The organism is Sulfitobacter sp. SH22, from assembly GCF_965641905.1.
Taxonomy (GTDB): domain Bacteria; phylum Pseudomonadota; class Alphaproteobacteria; order Rhodobacterales; family Rhodobacteraceae; genus Sulfitobacter.
In genome coordinates, this window is sequence record NZ_OZ282573.1 from 1,466,588 (window position 1) to 1,487,039 (window position 20,452).

The 20,452-nt window shown below is 59.9% G+C and carries 18 protein-coding genes; 9 read left to right on the forward strand and 9 right to left on the reverse strand.

Annotated elements, in window-relative coordinates; genetic code table 11:
* Positions 1–127: 127 nt before the first annotated feature.
* The 3 genes from ACSQ13_RS09155 to ACSQ13_RS09165 all read left to right on the forward strand — a co-directional run bounded on the left by ACSQ13_RS09155 (position 128) and on the right by ACSQ13_RS09165 (position 5,462).
* Positions 128–1,276, forward strand: a complete 1,149-nt coding sequence (locus tag ACSQ13_RS09155) for an alpha-hydroxy acid oxidase (protein ID WP_295510686.1) — start codon at positions 128–130, stop codon at positions 1,274–1,276.
* A 150-nt stretch (positions 1,277–1,426) separates the two neighbouring features.
* The gene (locus ACSQ13_RS09160; protein ID WP_176249462.1) at positions 1,427–4,867 is read left to right on the forward strand and encodes a pyruvate carboxylase; all 3,441 of its coding nucleotides are present in this window, start codon (positions 1,427–1,429) and stop codon (positions 4,865–4,867) included.
* A 106-nt stretch (positions 4,868–4,973) separates the two neighbouring features.
* Positions 4,974–5,462, forward strand: a complete 489-nt coding sequence (locus ACSQ13_RS09165) for a DUF2244 domain-containing protein (RefSeq protein ID WP_176249463.1) — start codon at positions 4,974–4,976, stop codon at positions 5,460–5,462.
* On the opposite strand, the gene ACSQ13_RS09170 is transcribed toward ACSQ13_RS09165, so the two are convergent.
* A complete protein-coding gene (locus tag ACSQ13_RS09170) occupies positions 5,459–5,917 on the reverse strand; it encodes a GatB/YqeY domain-containing protein (RefSeq protein WP_176249464.1) in 459 nt (152 codons plus the stop codon). The two genes, ACSQ13_RS09165 and ACSQ13_RS09170, sit on opposite strands and share 4 nt — an antisense overlap.
* Before the next feature lie 195 nt (positions 5,918–6,112).
* Here ACSQ13_RS09170 and carA point away from each other — a divergent pair, with 195 nt between their 5' ends.
* Both carA and ACSQ13_RS09180 read left to right on the forward strand, forming a co-directional pair.
* On the forward strand, positions 6,113–7,282 hold the full coding sequence (gene carA, locus ACSQ13_RS09175) for a glutamine-hydrolyzing carbamoyl-phosphate synthase small subunit (RefSeq protein ID WP_176249465.1): 1,170 nt from the start codon (positions 6,113–6,115) through the stop codon (positions 7,280–7,282).
* A 75-nt stretch (positions 7,283–7,357) separates the two neighbouring features.
* Positions 7,358–9,271: a glycosyltransferase family 2 protein gene (locus tag ACSQ13_RS09180; RefSeq protein ID WP_295509272.1), complete on the forward strand. Its 1,914-nt coding sequence runs from the start codon at positions 7,358–7,360 to the stop codon at positions 9,269–9,271.
* Here ACSQ13_RS09180 and ACSQ13_RS09185 read toward each other — a convergent pair.
* A complete protein-coding gene (locus tag ACSQ13_RS09185) occupies positions 9,268–9,921 on the reverse strand; it encodes a GntR family transcriptional regulator (RefSeq protein ID WP_176249467.1) in 654 nt (217 codons plus the stop codon). The two genes, ACSQ13_RS09180 and ACSQ13_RS09185, sit on opposite strands and share 4 nt — an antisense overlap.
* A gap of 99 nt (positions 9,922–10,020) precedes the next feature.
* Here ACSQ13_RS09185 and ACSQ13_RS09190 point away from each other — a divergent pair, with 99 nt between their 5' ends.
* Together ACSQ13_RS09190 and ACSQ13_RS09195 are read left to right on the forward strand one after the other, a co-directional pair.
* The gene (locus ACSQ13_RS09190; protein ID WP_176249468.1) at positions 10,021–10,668 is read left to right on the forward strand and encodes a pyrimidine 5'-nucleotidase; all 648 of its coding nucleotides are present in this window, start codon (positions 10,021–10,023) and stop codon (positions 10,666–10,668) included.
* Between the two features lie 9 nt (positions 10,669–10,677).
* Positions 10,678–11,880, forward strand: a complete 1,203-nt coding sequence (locus tag ACSQ13_RS09195) for a UbiH/UbiF family hydroxylase (RefSeq protein WP_295509277.1) — start codon at positions 10,678–10,680, stop codon at positions 11,878–11,880.
* 23 nt (positions 11,881–11,903) lie between these two features.
* On the opposite strand, the gene ACSQ13_RS09200 is transcribed toward ACSQ13_RS09195, so the two are convergent.
* Genes ACSQ13_RS09200 through ACSQ13_RS09210 form a run of 3 tightly spaced genes read right to left on the reverse strand, consistent with a single transcriptional unit; the run spans position 11,904 to position 13,994 of the window.
* The gene (locus ACSQ13_RS09200) at positions 11,904–13,031 is read right to left on the reverse strand and encodes an aminotransferase class V-fold PLP-dependent enzyme (RefSeq protein ID WP_176249470.1); all 1,128 of its coding nucleotides are present in this window, start codon (positions 13,029–13,031) and stop codon (positions 11,904–11,906) included.
* Between the two features lie 49 nt (positions 13,032–13,080).
* Complete coding sequence (locus ACSQ13_RS09205) at positions 13,081–13,542, reverse strand: Lrp/AsnC family transcriptional regulator (protein WP_176249471.1); 462 nt, start codon at positions 13,540–13,542, stop codon at positions 13,081–13,083.
* The gene (locus ACSQ13_RS09210; protein ID WP_176249472.1) at positions 13,539–13,994 is read right to left on the reverse strand and encodes an Lrp/AsnC family transcriptional regulator; all 456 of its coding nucleotides are present in this window, start codon (positions 13,992–13,994) and stop codon (positions 13,539–13,541) included. The genes ACSQ13_RS09205 and ACSQ13_RS09210 overlap by 4 nt, the downstream gene beginning before the upstream one ends.
* Before the next feature lie 135 nt (positions 13,995–14,129).
* Between ACSQ13_RS09210 and ilvC the strand changes: the two genes are divergently transcribed.
* Positions 14,130–15,152, forward strand: a complete 1,023-nt coding sequence (gene ilvC, locus ACSQ13_RS09215; RefSeq protein WP_176249473.1) for a ketol-acid reductoisomerase — start codon at positions 14,130–14,132, stop codon at positions 15,150–15,152.
* Positions 15,153–15,290: 138 nt separating this feature from the next.
* Positions 15,291–16,217 (forward strand): DMT family transporter, encoded by a 927-nt coding sequence (locus ACSQ13_RS09220; RefSeq protein ID WP_295509281.1) that lies wholly within the window; start codon positions 15,291–15,293, stop codon positions 16,215–16,217.
* Between the two features lie 143 nt (positions 16,218–16,360).
* Here the strand turns inward: ACSQ13_RS09220 and glmM are convergent, their stop codons facing one another.
* The 4 genes from glmM to ACSQ13_RS09240 all read right to left on the reverse strand — a co-directional run bounded on the left by glmM (position 16,361) and on the right by ACSQ13_RS09240 (position 20,395).
* Entirely contained in the window at positions 16,361–17,707 is a 1,347-nt protein-coding gene (glmM, locus tag ACSQ13_RS09225; RefSeq protein ID WP_295509283.1) for a phosphoglucosamine mutase, read from the reverse strand.
* Positions 17,704–18,720 carry a dihydropteroate synthase gene (gene folP, locus ACSQ13_RS09230; RefSeq protein WP_176249476.1) on the reverse strand — a complete coding sequence of 339 codons (1,017 nt, stop codon included), beginning with the start codon at positions 18,718–18,720 and terminating at the stop codon, positions 17,704–17,706. Before folP ends, glmM begins: the two co-directional genes overlap by 4 nt.
* A 4-nt stretch (positions 18,721–18,724) precedes the next feature.
* Positions 18,725–19,648, reverse strand: coding sequence for a dihydroneopterin aldolase (locus ACSQ13_RS09235; protein WP_176249477.1), 924 nt, complete (start codon positions 19,646–19,648; stop codon positions 18,725–18,727).
* A 108-nt stretch (positions 19,649–19,756) separates the two neighbouring features.
* Positions 19,757–20,395 (reverse strand): cell wall hydrolase, encoded by a 639-nt coding sequence (locus tag ACSQ13_RS09240; protein WP_295509286.1) that lies wholly within the window; start codon positions 20,393–20,395, stop codon positions 19,757–19,759.
* Positions 20,396–20,452 lie beyond the last annotated feature (57 nt).

A 20,452-nucleotide genomic window follows, 5' to 3' on the forward strand; every position in this document is an offset into this window, starting at 1 on the left:
GACACGTTCGCAAAATGTTCTTGGCAGAAAACGGCCGTAATTGCCGCCGGTATTTCCGCCTCTGTGATGTTCAATCCGGTGCAGATGGCGGCTGGACAAACCCCGACTGTCCTGCCCAAATAAGCGCATGGATTTGCACACAAACTACCCCGAACTCTCCGACCTGCGCCGCCGCGCCAAACGGCGGATTCCGAAATTCGTCTGGGAATATCTGGACAGCGCCACCGGAGCCGAGACCACCAAACACCGCAACCGCCAGTCGCTGGACCGGATCGGCTTCATGCCATCGGTGCTGCATGGCGAATTCGACCCTGACCTGTCGACGTCATTATTCGAGGCCGATTTCCCCCTGCCCTTCGGGATCGCCCCGATTGGCATGTCCGGGCTGATCTGGCCCGATGCCGAAGGCCACCTTGCCCGCGCCGCCGCCCGCGCCGGCCTTCCCTATTGCCTGTCCACAGTCGCCACCCAAAGCCCCGAAGACCTTGCCCCCCATATCGGCAAGGACGCGTGGTTCCAGATGTACCCCCCGCGCGACCCCGACATTCGCACCGACATGTTGAACCGCGCCAGATCCGCCGGTTTCAACGGGCTGATCCTGACCGTCGATGTCCCCGTGGCCAGCCGCCGCGAACGGCAAACGCGCTCTGGCCTGACCAACCCGCCGCGCCTGACACCGCGCTTGCTGGCCCAAGTGGCGATGCGTCCGGCCTGGGCCATGGGCATTGCGCAGCGCGGGATGCCGCATATGCGGATGCTGGACAAATACAAAAGCACCAGCACCCAAGGTTTGTCATCCACCGCGCATGTCGGATACCTGCTGCGCACCTCGCCCGATTGGGACTATGTCAAATGGTTGCGCGATGCGTGGGACGGGCCTTTCATGATCAAAGGCGTGTTGCGCCCAGAAGATGCCACCACCCTCGAAACCATAGGTGCCGACGGCATTTGGGTGTCCAACCATGCGGGCCGGCAATTCGACGGGGCCCCTGCGTCAATCGACATGCTGCCCGCGATTCGCGCCGCCACTACTTTGCCGATTATTTTTGACAGCGGCGTCGAAACCGGCCTCGATATTTTGCGCGCATTGGCCCTTGGGGCGGATTTTGTGATGATGGGCCGCGCCTTCCACTATGCCCTCGCGGCATTGGGACCAATTGGCGTCGATCACCTGATTGACACCTTCAAAAAGGACCTAATCGCAAACATGGGGCAGATGGGCGCAAGATCATTGCAAGATTTGCCCGCTCCGATCGACCTCGATCAGCGCGTCTAAATTCCAAATGGTCTAAAATCCCCGCCGGAGGCATAAAAACTTCCTTGCACCCCGCGCCAAACACACGCAACAATGCTGCACTGCCGCATTAACCCCACGGGTCCGGCCCTCTCGCCGCGGCCCCGCCCAGCGTATCCTAAGCGAGGCCCGATGACAGAGTTCAAGAAAATCCTGATTGCCAACCGTGGTGAAATTGCCATCCGTATTATGCGGGCGGCCAATGAAATGGGTAAAAAGACGGTGGCCGTCTTTGCCGAAGAAGATAAACTTGGCCTGCACCGTTTCAAGGCCGACGAAGCTTACCGCATCGGTGCGGGGCTTGGTCCGGTTGCGGCATATCTTAGCATCGAAGAGATCATCCGTGTCGCCAAAGCTTCGGGCGCGGATGCGATCCATCCGGGCTACGGGTTGCTGTCGGAAAACCCCGATTTCGTGGATGCCTGCGAACAGAACGGCATTACCTTTATCGGGCCGCGCGCTGAAACCATGCGCGCCTTGGGTGACAAGGCCAGCGCGCGCCGCGTCGCGATCGAGGCAGGCGTGCCGGTCATTCCCGCCACGGACGTGCTGGGCGACGACATGGATCTGGTGCGCAAACAGGCAGCCGAGGTCGGCTACCCCTTGATGCTCAAGGCGTCCTGGGGCGGCGGCGGGCGCGGCATGCGGCCGATCAACTCTGAAAAGGAACTGCAAGAAAAGGTTCTTGAAGGCCGCCGCGAGGCCGAAGCCGCCTTTGGCAATGGCGAAGGTTATCTGGAAAAGATGATCATCAAGGCCCGCCACGTCGAGGTGCAAATTCTGGGTGACAAACACGGCGAGATTTACCACCTGTTTGAGCGCGACTGTTCCGTGCAGCGCCGCAACCAAAAGGTCGTTGAACGCGCCCCCGCCCCCTATCTGACCGAAGAACAGCGCACCGAGATCTGCGAATTGGGCCGCAAGATCTGCGCCCATGTCGGGTATGAATGCGCGGGCACTGTCGAATTCCTGATGGATATGGACGACGACAAATTCTACTTTATCGAGGTAAACCCCCGCGTTCAGGTCGAACATACCGTGACCGAAGAAGTCACCGGCATCGACATCGTGCGCGCGCAAATCCTGATTGCCGAGGGCAAGACCCTTGCAGAGGCGACGGGTAAAGCCAGCCAGGCCGATGTGCAGCTCAACGGCCATGCGCTGCAAACCCGCATCACCACCGAAGACCCGCAAAACAACTTCATCCCCGACTATGGCCGCATCACCGCCTTTCGCGAGGCAACGGGCATGGGCATCCGTCTGGACGGCGGCACCGCCTATTCCGGCGGGGTGATCACGCGCTATTACGACAGCCTTTTGGTCAAGGTCACAGCCAAGGCGCAAACCCCCGAACAGGCGATCGCCCGCATGGACCGCGCGTTGCGCGAATTCCGTATTCGTGGCGTGTCGACCAACATCGCCTTTGTGGAAAACCTGCTCAAGCACCCGACCTTCCTGGACAACACCTATCATACCAAGTTCATCGACCAGACGCCGGAACTCTTCACCTTTAAAAAGCGCCGCGACCGCGCGACCAAGGTGCTGACCTATATCGGCGACATCACTGTGAACGGGCATCCCGAAACCAAAGGCTTCGAGCGCCCTGCCGCAACCGTGCGTGCCCCGATGCCCCCCGTCGCAAAAACCGAGCCGACGATGGGCACCCGCAATCTGCTGGAACAAAAAGGCCCGCAGGCTGTCGCCGACTGGATGGCAAAGCAGCAACAACTGCTGATCACCGACACGACCATGCGTGACGGGCATCAGTCGCTGTTGGCCACGCGGATGCGCAGCCATGACATGATCAAGGTCGCCCCTGCCTATGCCGCCAACCTGCCGCAGCTTTTCTCGATGGAATGCTGGGGCGGTGCGACTTTTGACGTGGCCTACCGCTTCTTGCAGGAATGCCCGTGGCAGCGCCTGCGCGACCTGCGCGCCGCGATCCCCAACGTGATGACACAGATGTTGCTGCGCGGCTCGAACGGGGTGGGCTACACCAATTACCCTGACAACGTGGTGCAGGAATTCGTGCGCGTCGCAGCCACCGAAGGTGTGGATGTGTTCCGGGTCTTTGACAGCCTGAACTGGGTTGAAAACATGCGCGTTGCAATGGACGCGGTGATTGATAACGGCAAGGTTTGCGAAGGCACCGTTTGCTATACCGGCGATATCTTTGACCCCGACCGCGCGAAATACGACCTGAAGTATTATGTGGCGATGGGCAAAGAGCTGAAAGCCGCAGGCGCGCATGTGTTGGGTCTGAAAGACATGGCAGGTTTGCTGAAACCCAACGCCGCCAAGGTGTTGATCAAAGCGCTGAAATCCGAAGTCGGCTTGCCGATCCACTTCCACACCCATGACACCGCCGGCGTTGCCATTGCCACCATCATGGCGGCGTCAGAGGCGGGCGTGGATGCGGTCGATTGCGCGATGGATGCGCTGTCGGGCAACACGTCGCAGGCGACCCTTGGGTCGGTCGTCGAGGCGCTGAAACACACCGACCGCGACACCGGCCTGTCGATGGATGCCGTGCGCGAGATTTCGAACTATTGGGAAGAAGTCCGCGGCGAATACGCAGCTTTCGAGACCGGCATGCAGGCCCCCTCCTCCGAGGTGTATCTGCACGAAATGCCCGGTGGCCAGTTCACCAATCTCAAGGCGCAGGCCGCGTCGATGGGGCTGGACGACCGCTGGCCCGAGGTCGCCAAGACCTATGCCGACGTGAACCAGATGTTCGGCGATATCGTCAAGGTGACGCCGTCGTCAAAGGTGGTCGGGGATATGGCGCTGATGATGGTGTCCCAAGGGTTGACGCGTGCGCAGGTCGAAGACCCCAACGCGGAAATGTCCTTTCCCGACTCTGTGATCGACATGATGCGCGGCAATCTGGGCCAACCTCCGGGCGGGTTTCCTGCTGGCATCGTCAAGAAGGTGCTCAAGGGCGAACAACCCAATACAGAACGCCCCGGTGCTCATCTGCCGCCAACGGATCTTGAGGCAACCCGCAAAGAACTGGAAGCCCAATTGGAGGGTGCCACGGTCGAAGACGACGATCTGTCGGGCTATCTGATGTACCCCAAGGTTTTCCTTGATTACATGGGCCGCCACCGGACCTATGGCCCCGTGCGCGTACTGCCGACACGCACGTTCTTTTACGGCATGGAACCGGGCGAGGAAATCACCGCCGAAATCGACCCCGGCAAAACGCTGGAAATCCGCCTGCAAGCGCTGAGCGAAACCAACGAGGATGGTGAGGTCAAAGTGTTCTTTGAACTTAACGGCCAGCCCCGTGTCGTGCGTGTGCCAAACCGTCTGGTCAAAGCCACCACCGCCCAGCGTCCCAAGGCCGAAATCGGCAACCCCAACCACATCGGCGCACCGATGCCGGGGGTTGTGGCATCGGTCGGGGCGGTCGTGGGCCAGCACGTCAAAGCAGGCGATCTGCTGCTCACCATCGAAGCGATGAAGATGGAAACCGGCATTCACGCAGAACGCGACGCAGTGGTCAAAGCGGTGCATGTCAGCCCCGGCGGCCAGATCGACGCCAAGGATCTGCTGGTCGAACTGGAATAATGAAATCGGGGGCCAGACGCGATCTGTCGCATTGTCTGGCCCCTGAAACGTCCTAAATTAGCGGTTGTAACACAGGTTAATCTTAATCAACCGGACCGACCGCCCCATGCCCTATGAATGGAAAACATCCCCCACCGCCCGCACGCAGGAACTGCGCCTTTGGCCGCACCAATCCTTGCCGCCCAAGGGGTTTGCCGCATTTATCCTCACGACATTCACGCTGATCCTGATTCCGACGCTGCCGCTGTTGGGCACGCCGTTGCTGTGGGGGTTGCTGCCCTTTGTGCTGGCTGCGGTCTGGGGCATGTATTTCGCGCTGCAAGGAAACTACAAGTCCCGCCAGATCGAAGAGGTGTTCACCCTCACCGATGATACCGTGCATCTGACCCACACCACGCCCAAGGGCGATGTCAAAGAATGGGACTGCAACCGCTATTGGACCGTGGTGACCAAATACGAAAAAGACGGGCCCGTGCCGCATTACGTGACCCTGCGCGGCAAGGGCCGCGAGGTCGAGATTGGTAAATTTCTAAGCGAAGACGAGCGGATCGCGCTGTTTGACGAATTGAACCGCTCGCTGCTGCGCGGGGCTTAGCTCAGCCGGTCTTTGACTTTTGGTCCGACAGCGCCAAAATCCATCTGGCCTGTGTATTTTCCCTTGAGCAAACCAATCACCTTGCCCATGTCGCGGATCGATGTTGCACCCACTTCGGCAATCGCATCATCAACGGCTTTTGCACTTTCTTCCTCGGTCAACTGACGGGGCAGAAATTCCTCGATGATCTTGATTTCTTCGCGCTCGCGGTCGGCAAGGTCCAGACGACCGCCTTCCTCGTAAGCGCGCACCGATTCCATGCGTTGCTTGGCCATTTTGCCCAAGATCGCCAGAACTTCCGGATCGCCGACGCCATCATCCCCACCATCTGCGCGTGCAGCGATGTCTTTGTCTTTGATGGCCGCGTTGATCAAACGAAGGGTAGACAGCCGGTCAGCGGCCTTGTCTTTCATCGCCTGTTTCATCGCGTCTGTGATGCGTGTGCGCAGTTCCATTGCTATCGTCCTTCGACCAATGCGGTGTAAGCTGCGCAACATAGACAATTCCCCCAAAACAGGCAATGCCCCGCACCTTAGATAAGGCACTGTTTACAAACGATATATCATTTTTCACACGGTCTTGACCCGGCCCGCCCCCGGCTTTAGGTTGCACCCGTTTAGCCCCACCTATCTGCCTTTGGAGGCCCTCCCATGACTGCGCCAGTATCCCCCCGCCCGACCGCCTGCCTAGCACTTGCGGACGGATCGATATTTTACGGCATGGGATTTGGCGCGACAGGGCAAACCGTGGCCGAGCTGTGTTTCAACACGGCGATGACCGGCTATCAGGAAATCATGACCGATCCGTCCTATGCGGGGCAGATCGTCACCTTTACCTTCCCCCATATCGGCAACACCGGCACCACGCCCGAAGACGATGAAGCCGGCGATCCGGTTGCCGCCGGCATGGTTGTCAAATGGATGCCCACCGACCCCAGCAGCTGGCGTTCGGTCCAGCCGCTGTCCGAATGGCTGGCGGCACGGGGCCGCATCGCGATCGGCGGTATTGATACCCGCCGCCTGACCCGCGCCATCCGCCAGCAAGGGGCCCCCCATGCCGCGCTCGCCCATGATCCCGAAGGCAATTTCGACATCGAAGCACTGGTTGCAGCAGCCCGCGGGTTTGCCGGCCTGGAAGGTGCGGATCTGGCCAAAGACGTGACCTGCGCGCAATCCTACCGCTGGAACGAAATGCGGTGGGCCTGGCCCGAGGGATATGCCGCGCAAACCGACGCGAAATACAAGGTCGTTGCCGTCGATTACGGTGCCAAGCGCAACATCCTGCGCTGCCTTGCCTCGGCGGGTTGCGATGTGACCGTTCTGCCGGCATCCGCCACTTTTGACGATGTGATGTCCCATAACCCCGATGGGGTTTTCCTGTCCAATGGCCCCGGCGATCCGGCGGCAACCGGCGTTTATGCCGTGCCGATGATCAAAGACGTGATTGCCAAGACCGACCTTCCGGTTTTCGGGATTTGCCTTGGTCATCAGATGCTTGCACTGGCCCTTGGCGGTCAGACAATCAAGATGAGCCACGGCCATCACGGTGCCAACCACCCGGTGAAAGACATGGAAACCGGCAAGGTCGAGATCACCTCGATGAACCACGGCTTTGCGGTGGATGCGCAGTCGTTGCCCGACGGCGTTGTCGAAACGCACCGGTCGCTTTTTGACGGGTCCAACTGTGGTATCCGGATGGAAGGCCGCCCCGTTTGGTCCGTTCAGCACCACCCCGAAGCAAGCCCCGGCCCGCAAGACAGCTTTTACCTGTTTGAGCGTTTTGCAGCAGCAATGGCCGAACGCGAAACGCAGACCGTCTAGTTCATCACCTGTTAAGACCTGATTAAGGCAATCTGCGGCATCCTGCTCCGACCTATGAGGGGAGGGATTCGCGGGGTGAGCGATCTACGTCTGCAATTTACAACGCCCGAACCTGCGTCACTGGCGCAGGCCCACCAGCCTTTGGGCCGGATATTGGTCAATTCCGGCGCGATTGATCAGGCCGACCTCGTGCGTGCGCTGGACGACCAGCAAGCGCTTGATGTGCCGTTGGGCGAATGCCTGATTGCCAAAGGGGTGGTTTCGCCGGCGCAGGTCTGCGCGGCGCTTGCGACACAATACAATCTTCAGCATATCGACCTTAGGATCGACCCGCCAAACCCCGCCATGGCCCAACATCTCGACGCGATGGATTGCCTGAAATTTAGCGTCGTCCCGTGGCGGTCCTTGGGAAATACGATTCTGGTTGCCATCAGCCAGCCCGATCAATTTGACCAAGCGGCATCGGCATTGGCCCGCAAGGACGTCACCCTGCTGCCCGTCATCGCCGATGAAAAGCAGATATATCATTCTATTACAGCACTTTACGGGGCGGAACTGGCACAAAACGCAGCAATCCGGGTGGCCCCGATCGAAAGCTGCCGGACATGGCGGCTGGATATGAATGTCAGACGCGCATGGGCCATTTCCATTTTCGCCCTGCTGGCAATCATGCTGGTGTTGCAGCCTGCATGGGGCTTTACCATCATCATCCTATGGGCGCTTTGCACCAGTATCTTGACGGTCTGTTTGCGGACATGTTCATTTTTCGCACAACTATTCCTGTCCAAGGCACCGCCCGAACCTCCACCCCGACAGCCTGCGGATCAAACGCCCCTGCCCCGCGTTTCCGTCCTTGTTCCCCTGCTTCGGGAAAAGGAAATCGCGACGGCACTGATCGCGCGGCTGACACAGTTGACCTATCCCAAATCCCTGCTCCAGATCCTGCTGGTGCTTGAGGAAGGCGACGACATAACCCACCAGACCATTGCCCGCACCCCCTTGCCCGCGTGGTTTGACGTCATTGTGGTACCGCAAGCCAATAACTTGCGCACCAAACCGCGTGCGCTAAACTATGCCCTGAATTTCTGCAAAGGCAGCATTATCGGCGTCTGGGATGCAGAGGACGCGCCCGAAATCGATCAGATTGACCGCATCGTCCGGCATTTTGCCCACGCCCCCAAGGATGTCGCCTGCGTTCAAGGGGTTCTTGACTACTATAATGCCCGCACAAACTGGATTTCGCGCTGTTTCACCATCGAATATGCCGCGTGGTGGCGCGTGATCCTGCCCGGCATTGCGCGGTTGGGGCTGATTGTCCCCTTGGGCGGCACGACCCTGTTCTTCCGCCGTGACACGCTCGAGGAATTGCGCGGCTGGGACGCCCATAATGTGACCGAAGACGCCGATCTGGGGGTCAGGCTCGCGCGGCACGGCTATAAAACCGACCTTTTGCCCACCGTCACCTACGAAGAAGCGAATTGCCGCGCCTGGCCCTGGGTCAAGCAGCGCTCCCGCTGGCTCAAAGGCTTCCTGATCACCTGGTGCGTCCACATGCGCCATCCGCTTCACCTGATAAAACAGATCGGATTTCTGCGTTTTCTAGGGCTGCAAACGCTTTTTCTGGCCACGGTCAGTCAATTTCTATGCGCGCCCCTGTTGTGGACGCTGTGCCTGACCCTGCTGGGCGTCACCCACCCCGTCGAAATGACCCTGGGCACGGATATGTTGACCGCATTGTTCTGCTTTTTCATTTTCGCGGAAATCCTGAATATTTCCATAGCAGTGCGTGCCGTTTGGGGTAAAGAGCATCGTCATCTGATCCCTTGGGCATTCAGCTTGCCGATTTATTTTATGCTGGGCACATTTGCGGCGTATAAGGCCTTGTATGAATTCATTTTTCACCCGTTTTACTGGGACAAGACCGAACATGGCGTGACCCCAGAAATGCCCCGAAAGGCCAAAGGGGAAACACCCGTCCCTGCGGGTTAGCCTTCTTCTTCGCGCCGCGCGGCCTCTTGCTTGAGGCGGGTCATGAAGGCCACCGAAATATGCAAGCGCAGCGCTTCGTCTGCGCCATCCTCGTCGCGCTGTTCGATCATCCGCACGATCTTGTCATGTTCGGCCTGCGCAATGTGGCCCCGCCCTTCGACCGCCAGCGATGACGTCGCCATCAGGGCCATCGACCGGTGCACCAAATCAAGCTGCTGCACCAAATATCTGTTGTGCGACGCCAGATGGATTTGTTTGTGGAACCGCCGGTTTGCCCGCGCCAGAGCCACCGGATCATCGCGCAGGGCGTTGTCATTTTCGACCATCTCGCGCAGAACGCGGACCTCTTCAACCGTGGCATGACGCGCAGCAAGGCGGGCGGCCAGCCCCTCCAGCTCTCCGCGCACCACATAAAGCTCTGCTGTCTGGTTGTGATCCAACGATGCGACAATCAGACTGCGGCCATCGCGCGCAAGCAGTGATTGCGTCTCAAGCCGTTGTAATGCCTCGCGAATGGGTGTGCGCGAGACGCCAAAGCGTTCCGCCAATTCGCTTTCCACCAGACGGTCTCCGGGGCGGTAGGTGCCCAGATCAATTGCCTCGAGAATCATGGCATAAGCATCGGTTGGTCCGGGTCTTGGGGCAGTCATCGGGTCACTTTCATAAAGGTTGGGGCAGTTTATCCCCCGCGTCCATTTGTACAAGCCCGCGATCTTGCGCAAGCCTGCGACGAAGCGTAGCTAGGGCTCATGCCAAAGCACGCTTTTTCTCATGTGGATACTTGGGTCTTTGACCTTGATAACACGCTCTACCCGCCCTCGGCCCGGTTGTTTGACCAGATCGAAGTCAGGATGACCCGTTGGGTTATGGACACGCTGGGTGTGGATCATGCCCGCGCAAATTACCTGCGCAAGCATTACTGGCACACCTACGGCACAACGCTGGCGGGGTTGATGCGCGAACATTCGGTGGACCCGGCCCCCTATTTGCATGACGTTCACGATATTTCCTTTGACGTGCTCACCCCCGACCCTGTGCTGGCCGATCGCATTCGCGCCCTGCCCGGACGGCGGATTATCTATACCAACGGCACCGCCCCCTATGCCGAACGCGTCGCAGCGGCGCGCGGATTGGACGGGTTGTTTGATGCGATCTATGGCGTTGAACATGCACAGTTTTTGCCAAAGCCCGAGCGCGCCGCATTTGAGCATGTTTTCACCACCGACAAGCTGGACGCGACCAAAGCTGTGATGTTCGAGGACGACGCCCGCAATCTGGCCGCCCCCCATGCGATGGGCATGGGCACGGTGCATGTCGCCCCCGAACCGCAGACCGGCGACCACATTCATTTTCACACCGACGATCTCAGCGCTTTTCTTGGGCGGATCACGGGCTAGCTTTCGAGGATGACTATGGATTGTGATATTCTCATTTCGGGCGGCGGCATTGCCGGGCTCTGCGCAGCGGCCGCATTTGGCAGCGCAGGTTTCAAGGTAATCTGCGTCGACCCCGCCCCCCCCATTACCGACGGCGATGCCGATGGGGCCGATCTGCGGTCCACGGCGATGCTGCAACCGGCCCGCCGTGTGCTGGAGGCCGCGGGCATCTGGAACCACCTTGAAGCCCACGCCGCCCCCTTGCAAATCATGCGCATTGTCGATGCAGGCGGCGAAATCCCCGAAGCCCGCGTCACCCGTGAATTCAATGCAGCCGAAATCTCGGACCAGCCGTTTGGCTGGAATTTCCCCAACTGGCTGCTGCGCCGCGCCCTTCTGGAACGTTTGGCCGAATTGCCCAATGTCGATTTCCGTCCCGGCACCGGCACGACATCGCTGTTCACCCGCACCGCGCAAGCCCGCGTGGGCCTGAGCGACGGCAGCCGCATCACCACGCCGCTGGTCATCGCCGCAGACGGGCGCAACAGCCCGATGCGCAAGGCCGCAGGCATTGGCGTGACGAAAACCGGCTATGGCCAAAAAGCGGTGGTTTTTTCGGTCACGCACCCTGTGCCCCATGAAAATGTCTCGACCGAAATCCATCGCACCGGCGGGCCGTTCACGCTGGTGCCGCTGCCCGACCATGACGGGATGCCCTGCTCGGCCGTGGTCTGGATGGACAGCGCCGCCGAATGCACCCGCCGCATGACGCTGGATGCAGATGCGTTTTCGCACGAAGCAACGACCCGCAGTTGCCATCTGTTTGGCCCGCTGACCCTGGTCACCGCGCGCAATGTCTGGCCGATCATCACCCAGCACGCCGCGCGTCTGTCCGGCGAACGCATTGCCCTGATCGCAGAGGCCGCCCATGTGATGCCACCCATCGGCGCGCAAGGGCTGAACATGTCGCTCCAAGACGTTGCCACATTGCTGGAACTGGCCCAAGCCAACCCCGCCGATCTGGGCAGTCAAAAGATGCTGGATGCCTATCAGAAAGCGCGGTTTGGCGACATCATGCTGCGGGTACGGGGGATTGATCTGCTGAACCGTGCCAGTCAGGCAACCAGGCCCATCGCCCGCGATGCCCGTGCAACCGGGCTGAACGCGCTTTACGCGATGGCCCCGGTGCGCAAAATGTTGATGGAAATGGGGTTGGGCATGCGACAGGATTAAGACCCTGCCGCAACACCCTGAAATTACAGAACCTTGTCGACCACACGCGCCAAGCGCGCCAGCGTCGCATCGACATCATAGAGCTTGTCCAAGCCGAACAGACCCAGCCGGAACGTCTTGAAGTCTTCCGGCTCGTCGCACATCAGCGGCACCCCTGCGGCGATCTGCATCCCTTCGGCGGCAAAGGCCTTGCCGTTCTGGATGGACGGATCCGTGGTATAGCTGACCACAACGCCCGGCGCGCCAAATCCGTCCGCTGCCACCGAAACAACGCCCCGCTCTGCCAGCATTTTGCGAACGCCGTCACCCAGACGCCACTGCGCCTCTTTCAGCCGTGCAAACCCGTAGGTCTGGGTTTCCTTCATGGTATCTCGGAACGCGCGCAGTGCATCGGTGGGCATGGTCGAATGATAGGCGTGGCCGCCGTCCTCATAGGCTTTCATGATGCTGTGCCATTTGCCCAGATCGATGGAAAAGCTGTCCGACCTGGTCTCGGCCAGCCGCGCAACCGCACGCTCCGACATCATCACCAACCCGGCTGAGGGCGACGCGCTCCAGCCCTTTTGCGGGGCCGAAATCAACACATCAACGCCAAGCGCCTTCATATCCACCCAGGCACAGCCCGACGCGATGCAATCAAGCACCATCAACGCGCCGACCTCATGGGCCGCATCGGCCATCTGCTTGATATAGGCGTCCGGCAGGATCACACCGGCACTGGTTTCCACATGCGGCGCGAACACGACCTGCGGTTTTTTGCTGCGGATCGTGTCGACCACCTCCTCGATCGGGCATGGTGCGAAAGGCGCTGGCGTGCTGTTGCCCTGCATCCGCGCCTTGAGAACGGTGGTGTTTCCGGTCAGATCGCCGTTCTCGATGATCTGGCTCCAGCGGTATGAAAACCACCCGTTGCGCACCACAACAACCTCGGCATCACGGGCGAACTGGCGGGCCACGGCCTCCATCCCGAATGTCCCACCCCCGGGCACGATGGCCACGGCATCGGCATTATACACCTCTTTCAGCATGGCACTGATATCGCGCATCACGCCTTGGAATGCGGCGGACATATGGTTCAACGACCGGTCGGTGAACACGACCGAGAATTCTTCAAGCCCTTGCGGGTCAACAGTATTCAGCAAAGCTGGCATGGGAACATCCTTTATATTTGCCCCAAGGATACAGCGCTGCCCGTCAAAGTCATAGACCCAAAGGCCCCGCAAGACGTTCTTCGCTCAACAGCACATTGGCCTCCACCGCGCCGGCCCCGGGCAAGGTCATGATCCGCCGCCGCAAGACCCGTTCAAAATCGGCCAGATCCCGCGCCACGACCCGCAAACGGTAATCATAAAGCCCCAAAACATGCTCCACCGTCTGCACTTCGGGGATCGCACTGACCGCACGTTCAAAATCCTCAAGGCTGACACGCCCCTTGGTGGCCAGCTTGACGCCCAGAAATACCGTCACGCCAAAGCCCAACGCCTCGCGGTTCAGCCGCAGCCGCTTGCCGCGCAAGATGCCTGCCTCCTCCAGCCGCCGGATGCGCCGCCATGTGGCAGGTTGCGACAAGCCCAGATGCCGCCCCAAAGCACCGGCACTTTGCGTTGCATCCCGCGCCAGCGACCGGATCAAATGGTGGTCAATATCGTCCAAGGCAATCATAGCGGCAACGCCTCGTCCGACTTGATCCGCGCCACATGCATCAACGCCTCGATGTCGGCGATATGCGGCAAGGTCAGGATCTTGCCGCGATAGATCGCCTGATAATGCCCCATGTCGCGTGCAATGATCGACAGGCGCACATCCACCCGCCCCAGAAACGTCTGGATCTCGATCACTTCCGCCACCTTGCGCGCCGCGACCAGAAACGCGTCAAACGCATTGCCTTGTGTCTTGTCCAGGGTAATGCGCAACGACACCTCGACCGCATAGCCCAGGGCCGCCCAATCAACGACAGCCCCCACACCCTCGACAATGCCCGCCTCTTGCATCCGTACAATGCGTCGCGCGACCTTGCCGGAACTGATCCCGGTCCGCTCCGCCAACTCGCCCGGGCTCAGCCCCGCATCCGCCTGCCAGTGACGCAAAATACGCCGATCTTCATCATCAAGCATGATTTTTCCATATTTTTACAAATCCACGCATTACCATCTTCATTTTGCCAAATAAACTCATAATCCGACAATGGCATCACCCGAACCATCCGTTATAACCACCCCAGATTTCAACGCATACGAAAGGACGCCCCAATGCGCGTTTATTACGACCGTGACTGCGACGTTAACCTGATCAAGGATAAAAAAGTCGCCATCCTCGGCTACGGCTCCCAAGGCCACGCCCACGCCCTGAACCTGCGCGATTCCGGTGCCAAGAACCTCGTCGTCGCTCTGCGCGAAGGCTCCCCTTCGATCGCCAAAGCCGAAGGCGAAGGCCTGAAAACAATGGGCATCGCCGAAGCCGCCGCTTGGGCCGACGTCATCATGTTCACCATGCCCGACGAATTGCAGGCTGATACCTACAAAAAATACGTCCACGACAACATCCGCGAAGGCTCCGCCATCGCATTCGCCCACGGTCTGAACGTCCATTTCGGCCTGATCGAACCCAAGCCCGGCATTGATGTGATCATGATGGCCCCCAAAGGCCCAGGTCACACCGTACGCGGCGAATACACCAAAGGCGGCGGCGTGCCTTGCCTCGTGGCCGTTGACAAAGATGCCTCCGGCAAAGCGCTGGAAATCGGCCTGTCCTATTGCTCGGCCATCGGTGGCGGTCGCTCCGGCATCATCGAAACCAACTTCCGCGAAGAATGCGAAACCGACCTGTTCGGCGAACAAGCGGTTCTGTGTGGCGGTATCGTTGAACTGATCCGCATGGGTTTTGAAACACTGGTCGAAGCCGGCTACGAGCCCGAAATGGCCTATTTCGAATGCCTGCACGAAACCAAGCTGATCGTTGACCTGATCTATGAAGGCGGCATCGCCAACATGGATTACTCGATCTCCAACACTGCCGAATATGGCCAGTACGTTTCCGGCCCGCGCATCCTGCCCTACGCCGAAACCAAAGCCCGCATGAAGGACGTCCTCAGCGACATCCAGTCCGGCAAATTCGTGCGCGACTTCATGCTTGAAAACTCCGTGGGCCAGCCCACCCTCAAAGCATCGCGTCGGTCCAACGACGAACACCAGATCGAAATCGTCGGCGGCAAACTGCGCGACATGATGCCGTGGATCTCCGCAGGCAAAATGGTCGACAAAGCCAAGAACTAAACCAAGAACGGCCCGGAGGTATAAACCTCCGGGCCTTTTCCCCCTCGGCCCCTCGAGGGTCGAAACCAAAGCCACATCCTGTTGCAGCCCCCAAGGGACTGCCATAAAGCAAGGGCTTCGCTCTACAAAGGCCAGCCCATGCAAGACGCCCCCAATATCACCGCCAGCAGCTGGCTGATGATCGCCCTTCTGGCCTTCATCTGGGGCGGCACCTTTCTGGTCACCGAAATCGCCCTTACCGAAATGCCCCCGTTCTGGATCGCCGCCAGCCGGGTCAGTCTCGCGGCACTGGTCATGGTCGCCATCTGGTCCCTGCGCGGGTTCCGGCTCTTTGCGGCCCCCCCGACCCGAAAACACCTGACCGCCCTGTTTTTCATCGGCGCTGCCAGCTCCGCCGTGCCCTTCAGCCTGCTCGCCTGGGGCCAGCAATATGTCACCTCCGGCTTTGCCGGCGTTTCCATGGCCGCTGTCGCCCTGATCGTCCTGCCTCTGGCGCATTTCTTCGTTGACGGCGAACGGATGACACCCCGCAAAACCGTCGGTTTCGTCATCGGCTTCATCGGCGTAACCCTTCTGATCGGCGCTCAGGCCTTCGAGACCACAGGCTCCGCCTTCGAAACCCCGTGCCGTCTGGCCTGTATCGGGGCCGCCAGCTGCTATGCGCTCAGCTCCATCGCCATGCGCCGCCTGCCCGCCATCGACGCGATCGGCCTCGCGACCATCCTGCTGATCATCGCCAGCGCAATAACGATCCCCCTTGCCCTGCTAACCGAAGGCCTCCCGCCCATCCCTTCCGCGTATATTTTCGGTGTTCTCGCCTTCCTCGGCCTCGTGCCCACAGCGGCGGCAAATTTCCTGCGCGTGCTGGTGGTGCGCAGCGCGGGGCCTGTGTTCATGTCACTGGTCAACTATCAGGTTCCGGTCTGGTCGGTCTGCCTCGGCGCAGTGGTCCTCAGCGAACCCCTGCCGGTCTCACTGCTCTGGTCGCTGGCCCTGATCCTGACAGGCGTCGGCCTCAGCCAATACGGTGCCTTCCGCAGGCTCTTCACCAAAACCCAGGCCTAATTCCAAAGCCCGACCCGAATTCCAAATGGTAAAAAATCCTCGCCGAAGGCATCCGACAGCAAGGCTTGTCCAAAACACCTGAACCGGCACCGCACCGCAGCGCCGGTCACCCCGGAAAAAATCGAATGCGCGCAAGCGCTCCTTTAGCTTTGAACCGACTGCGTGACCGCATCGACGACCGAATTCACCGCCCGCGCCATCAGGCCCGCATCTTCATGCTCGGCCATCACACGCACCAAAGGTTCGGTGCCCGACTTGCGGATCAACAAACGCCCCTGACCGGCCAGATCGGCCTCGGCCTGCGCAATCGCTGCTTTGACCTGCGTGTCCTCCAACGGGGTCTGCCCGGCGGCAAAGCGCACGTTCTTCAGCAATTGCGGCACCGGATCAAAATTGCGCAGCAACTCCGAAGACGGCTTGCCCGACCGGATCATCTCCGCCAGAAACTGCAACCCCGCCATCAGCCCGTCACCGGTGGTGGCATGGTCGGTCATAACGATATGACCCGATTGCTCGCCGCCCAGATTGAACCCGCCTTCGCGCATCCGTTCAACCACATAGCGGTCCCCGACCGACGTGCGTTCCAACTGCACGCCCTGCCCTTGCAAGAACCGCTCAAGCCCAAGGTTGCTCATCACGGTCGCCACCAGCGCATTATTGGCCAGACGGTCTTCGGCCGCCCACCGCGACGCCATCAGTGCCATGAACTGGTCGCCATCGCCGACATTGCCCGCTTCATCAATCAAGATAACCCGGTCCGCATCGCCATCCAGACAAATCCCGACATCAGCCTTATGCTGCAAAACCGCCGCCGCCGCTTGCTCGGGGTGGGTCGATCCGCATTTGTCGTTGATGTTGAAACCATTCGGCTCAACCCCGATCCGGATTACCTCGGCACCAAGTTCCCACAAGGCTTCGGGGGCCACACGGTGCGCCGCACCATTGGCGCAATCCACCACGACCTTAAGCCCGTCCAGCCGCATGCCGCGCGGAAACGACGATTTGACCCGCTCGACATAGCGGAACCGCCCATCATCAATCCGCTTTGCCCGGCCAATCTTATCCGAGGGGGCCATTTGCACCCCGTTGGCGATCAATTCCTCGATCTCGGCCTCGACCGCATCGCTCAGCTTGAAACCGTCGGGGCCGAAAAACTTGATCCCGTTATCCGTCGCAGGGTTGTGGCTGGCCGAAATCATCACGCCCAGATCGGCGCGCATCGACCGGGTCAACAGGCCCACGGCAGGTGTCGGGACCGGCCCCAGCAAAAGCACATTCATCCCCGAAGATGTCAGCCCCGCCGTCAGCGCGTTTTCGAACATATAGCCGGACAAGCGCGTGTCCTTGCCGATCACCACCCGATGTTCGCCGCCTCTGCTGCTGCTGAAATAGCGGCCAACCGCCGCCCCGATGCGCAGCGCAACTTCTGCGGTCATGGGATATACATTCGCTTCGCCGCGAATCCCGTCTGTGCCAAATAGTTTCGTCATAAGATACTCTCCGAACTCGCGGCACACCAAAGCGCAATCGCCTGGCGTGTTTCAGCCACATCATGCACCCGTACCAATTGCACACCTTGCGCCAATCCTGCAAGGGCAACGCCGATTGACCCAGGGGCACGATCTTTTGCATCAGGGGCATTGCCAAGTGTCCCGATAAACTTTTTTCGCGACACACCCAGCAGCAAAGCCGTGCCCAGCATATGAAAGATACTGATCCTTGCAAGCAACGCCAGGTTGTGCTCAAGGTTTTTTCCGAACCCGATGCCCGGATCGGCAAGGATCGCATTGCGCGCAATTCCGCCGGTTTCCAGCTTGCTGATCTGGTCCTCAAGGGTGTCATAAACATCCAGCACCACATTTGAATAGCTGGGGTTCAAATGCATTGTCGCAGGATCGCCCTGCGTATGCATCACGCAGACCGGCAATTGATGTTTCTGGCAAAACGGTGCCAAGCCGGGATCAAAGGTAAAGCCCGACACGTCATTGACCAGATTAGCCCCCGCCCCAACAGCGGCTTCGGCCACGGCAGCCTTGCGCGTGTCGATGGATATGGGCAGGGTCAGGCCCGCCGCCCTCAGGGCGCTGATCGCGGGGGCGGTCCGTTTTATTTCGGTCTCGATGGGGACAAAGCTGGCACCGGGGCGCGTGGATTCACCGCCAATATCGATGATATCAGCACCGCTTTGCGCCATCGCCAGCCCAGCGGTCACGGCATCCGCAACATCGGCATGCTGCCCGCCATCGGAAAAACTGTCAGGCGTCGTGTTCAAAATGCCCATGATGCGGGGGCGGTCCAATGACATGCCTGCAATCGGGGCGCGCGGAGCCGTCAGCCGCGCTGCCTTGTCCGCCGGCATGTCGCCCGCAGGGATGACTTGCGCAGGCGCGTTGCGCGACAGGACTTCGACATGGGTGAACCACCCCCAGCCGCCCGCCAAGGGTACAGCCGTTTCAGGCCGTGCGGGGCCGATTTGCACAAGCGGTCTGAAATAATCGGTCATGGTTTCAAATCTGATCCTGATCCGCAGGGACCATGCGCAGGGGAACAGACGCCTGTTTGGGCAGTGCCGCACCAATCACCAGCATTTCTGTCGCGTCAAAGGTCGCGGCAAACCAGGCGGCCAATGCGACCGCATCGCGGGGCTGCGCTGATGGGGTATCCACACTGTCCAACACGATCTTTGACGGGGCCCAAACGCTGGTCTGGCCGTTCTTCATCGCCCAATCCAGTTCCGTGCGCGTCGATACAACCACACAGCGTTTGTCCTTGGAGGCCAGAACCCAGGCGTTTTGTTCGATAGCCAGCAGGTCAATGCGCCGCTGCGCCATTTTATGGGCGACCTGCGGGGCCGGTGTGTCAGACGCCCCGACACATAAGATCAGCGGACGCCCCAATTGCTCAAGCTGGTCCAGCCACCCGGCCAGATGCGGCGACCCGATCGCGTCATTGCTCAGATACACCAGTTCAGGATGCGGGACTTCGGCAGCGTCAGACCTTGCGTCCGGCGTATCATCGCGGGCGCGCGCGATTTCCACGCCCAAGGCCCCCGGCCCCCGATCCAGTTTTTCGATCCGTACAAAAACCCGCATCGCCTGACGTTCCAGCAAGATCCGGTCGGCCACACGTTCGGCAAGGGTTTCCAACAGGTTCAACCGCTCGTCCGACAGCTCGTGCGCAATCGCTTCGGTCACCCGGTCATAAGACAGGATACGGTCCACATCGTCATCCACCGGGCCGGTTAACGGTTGAACTTCGACCACCACGTTAAAGCAGATGCGCTGCGTGACACCGCGTTCGGCCTGAAATGCGCCGATCTCGACCTCGACGATATGATCGCGCAGGGAAATACGGTCCAACGGTTCCGGCCCCGCAGTGGCCGCCGCACGCTCGGAGGGATGTGCAAAGGCAAGCCTTGTATCGGTGGTCATCATGCGGGCCTTTTTGTTAACACAGTCAACACGATCCTAGACCGCTTGGCCGGATGTAACAAAGCCAGTTGCGGCTGGCCAGACCTCAAAGACGACCGGAATTGCAGCTTAGTTGGACGCGGTCCGCACCCCGTCGCGATAGAACAGGTGCACGCCGATTTGCGCCGTGCGCGTAAACACCCGCGACCAGCGCGGTTTTACAGCAGTTGTGTGGTAATAGGTGGCACCATCGGTCAACGCGGGCACCTTGCCATCCAGAACAGCGCGGGCGATTTTGCCAACCTGGTCATAGGCACGCGGTTCTGCGATCACTTCGGCATTGCCATCGCATGTATAGGTAAACTGGCACTGGTATTTCTTGCCGGTGCCCTGATGGATAACATTGCACAAGGATCCGGGAAAGCGGCTGGATTTGACCCGGTTCACAATCACCTCGGCCACAGCGAACTGGCCCTTGACCGTCTCGCCCCGCGCCTCGAAATACAGCGCCTCGGACAGGCATTTCCATTGTTCGCCACCGGATGCTTTGGGCTGCTGGGCCAACCAGCTTCGGGTGAATTCGACATCGCTGGCCGATTCAGTGGCCGCTATCATACGTTCCAGCCGCTCTGATCCGACAGCTTGCAGCCCTTTTGCCTCGATCTCGGCCAATGTCTCGGCTTGTTGAGAGTTCGCCATCACGGCGTTGGGGGACAAAAAGGACAACGCCACAGCGGCGCAGATTGGCAGAAAGGTAGAATAACGCATGCAGCGCCTCGCAGGTAATTTCAAACAAGGCGACTAGACAACATAATCCCTTACGTA

Bases quoted from the DNA above. Each gene is read 5' to 3' on its own strand.
- ACSQ13_RS09220 (WP_295509281.1), top strand. From the start codon at position 15,291: ATGCAAGACGCCCCCAATATCACCGCCAGCAGCTGGCTGATGATCGCC.
- ACSQ13_RS09165 (WP_176249463.1), top strand. From the start codon at position 4,974: ATGCCCTATGAATGGAAAACATCCCCCACCGCCCGCACGCAGGAACTG.
- ACSQ13_RS09185 (WP_176249467.1), bottom strand. From the start codon at position 9,921: ATGACTGCCCCAAGACCCGGACCAACCGATGCTTATGCCATGATTCTC.
- ACSQ13_RS09235 (WP_176249477.1), bottom strand. From the start codon at position 19,648: ATGACCACCGATACAAGGCTTGCCTTTGCACATCCCTCCGAGCGTGCG.
- folP (WP_176249476.1), bottom strand. From the start codon at position 18,720: ATGACCGATTATTTCAGACCGCTTGTGCAAATCGGCCCCGCACGGCCT.
- ACSQ13_RS09190 (WP_176249468.1), top strand. From the start codon at position 10,021: ATGCCAAAGCACGCTTTTTCTCATGTGGATACTTGGGTCTTTGACCTT.
- ACSQ13_RS09200 (WP_176249470.1), bottom strand. From the start codon at position 13,031: ATGCCAGCTTTGCTGAATACTGTTGACCCGCAAGGGCTTGAAGAATTC.
- ACSQ13_RS09160 (WP_176249462.1), top strand. From the start codon at position 1,427: ATGACAGAGTTCAAGAAAATCCTGATTGCCAACCGTGGTGAAATTGCC.
- ACSQ13_RS09205 (WP_176249471.1), bottom strand. From the start codon at position 13,542: ATGATTGCCTTGGACGATATTGACCACCATTTGATCCGGTCGCTGGCG.
- glmM (WP_295509283.1), bottom strand. From the start codon at position 17,707: ATGACGAAACTATTTGGCACAGACGGGATTCGCGGCGAAGCGAATGTA.
- ACSQ13_RS09210 (WP_176249472.1), bottom strand. From the start codon at position 13,994: ATGCTTGATGATGAAGATCGGCGTATTTTGCGTCACTGGCAGGCGGAT.
- ilvC (WP_176249473.1), top strand. From the start codon at position 14,130: ATGCGCGTTTATTACGACCGTGACTGCGACGTTAACCTGATCAAGGAT.
- ACSQ13_RS09240 (WP_295509286.1), bottom strand. From the start codon at position 20,395: ATGCGTTATTCTACCTTTCTGCCAATCTGCGCCGCTGTGGCGTTGTCC.
- ACSQ13_RS09170 (WP_176249464.1), bottom strand. From the start codon at position 5,917: ATGGAACTGCGCACACGCATCACAGACGCGATGAAACAGGCGATGAAA.
- ACSQ13_RS09195 (WP_295509277.1), top strand. From the start codon at position 10,678: ATGACTATGGATTGTGATATTCTCATTTCGGGCGGCGGCATTGCCGGG.
- carA (WP_176249465.1), top strand. From the start codon at position 6,113: ATGACTGCGCCAGTATCCCCCCGCCCGACCGCCTGCCTAGCACTTGCG.
- ACSQ13_RS09155 (WP_295510686.1), top strand. From the start codon at position 128: ATGGATTTGCACACAAACTACCCCGAACTCTCCGACCTGCGCCGCCGC.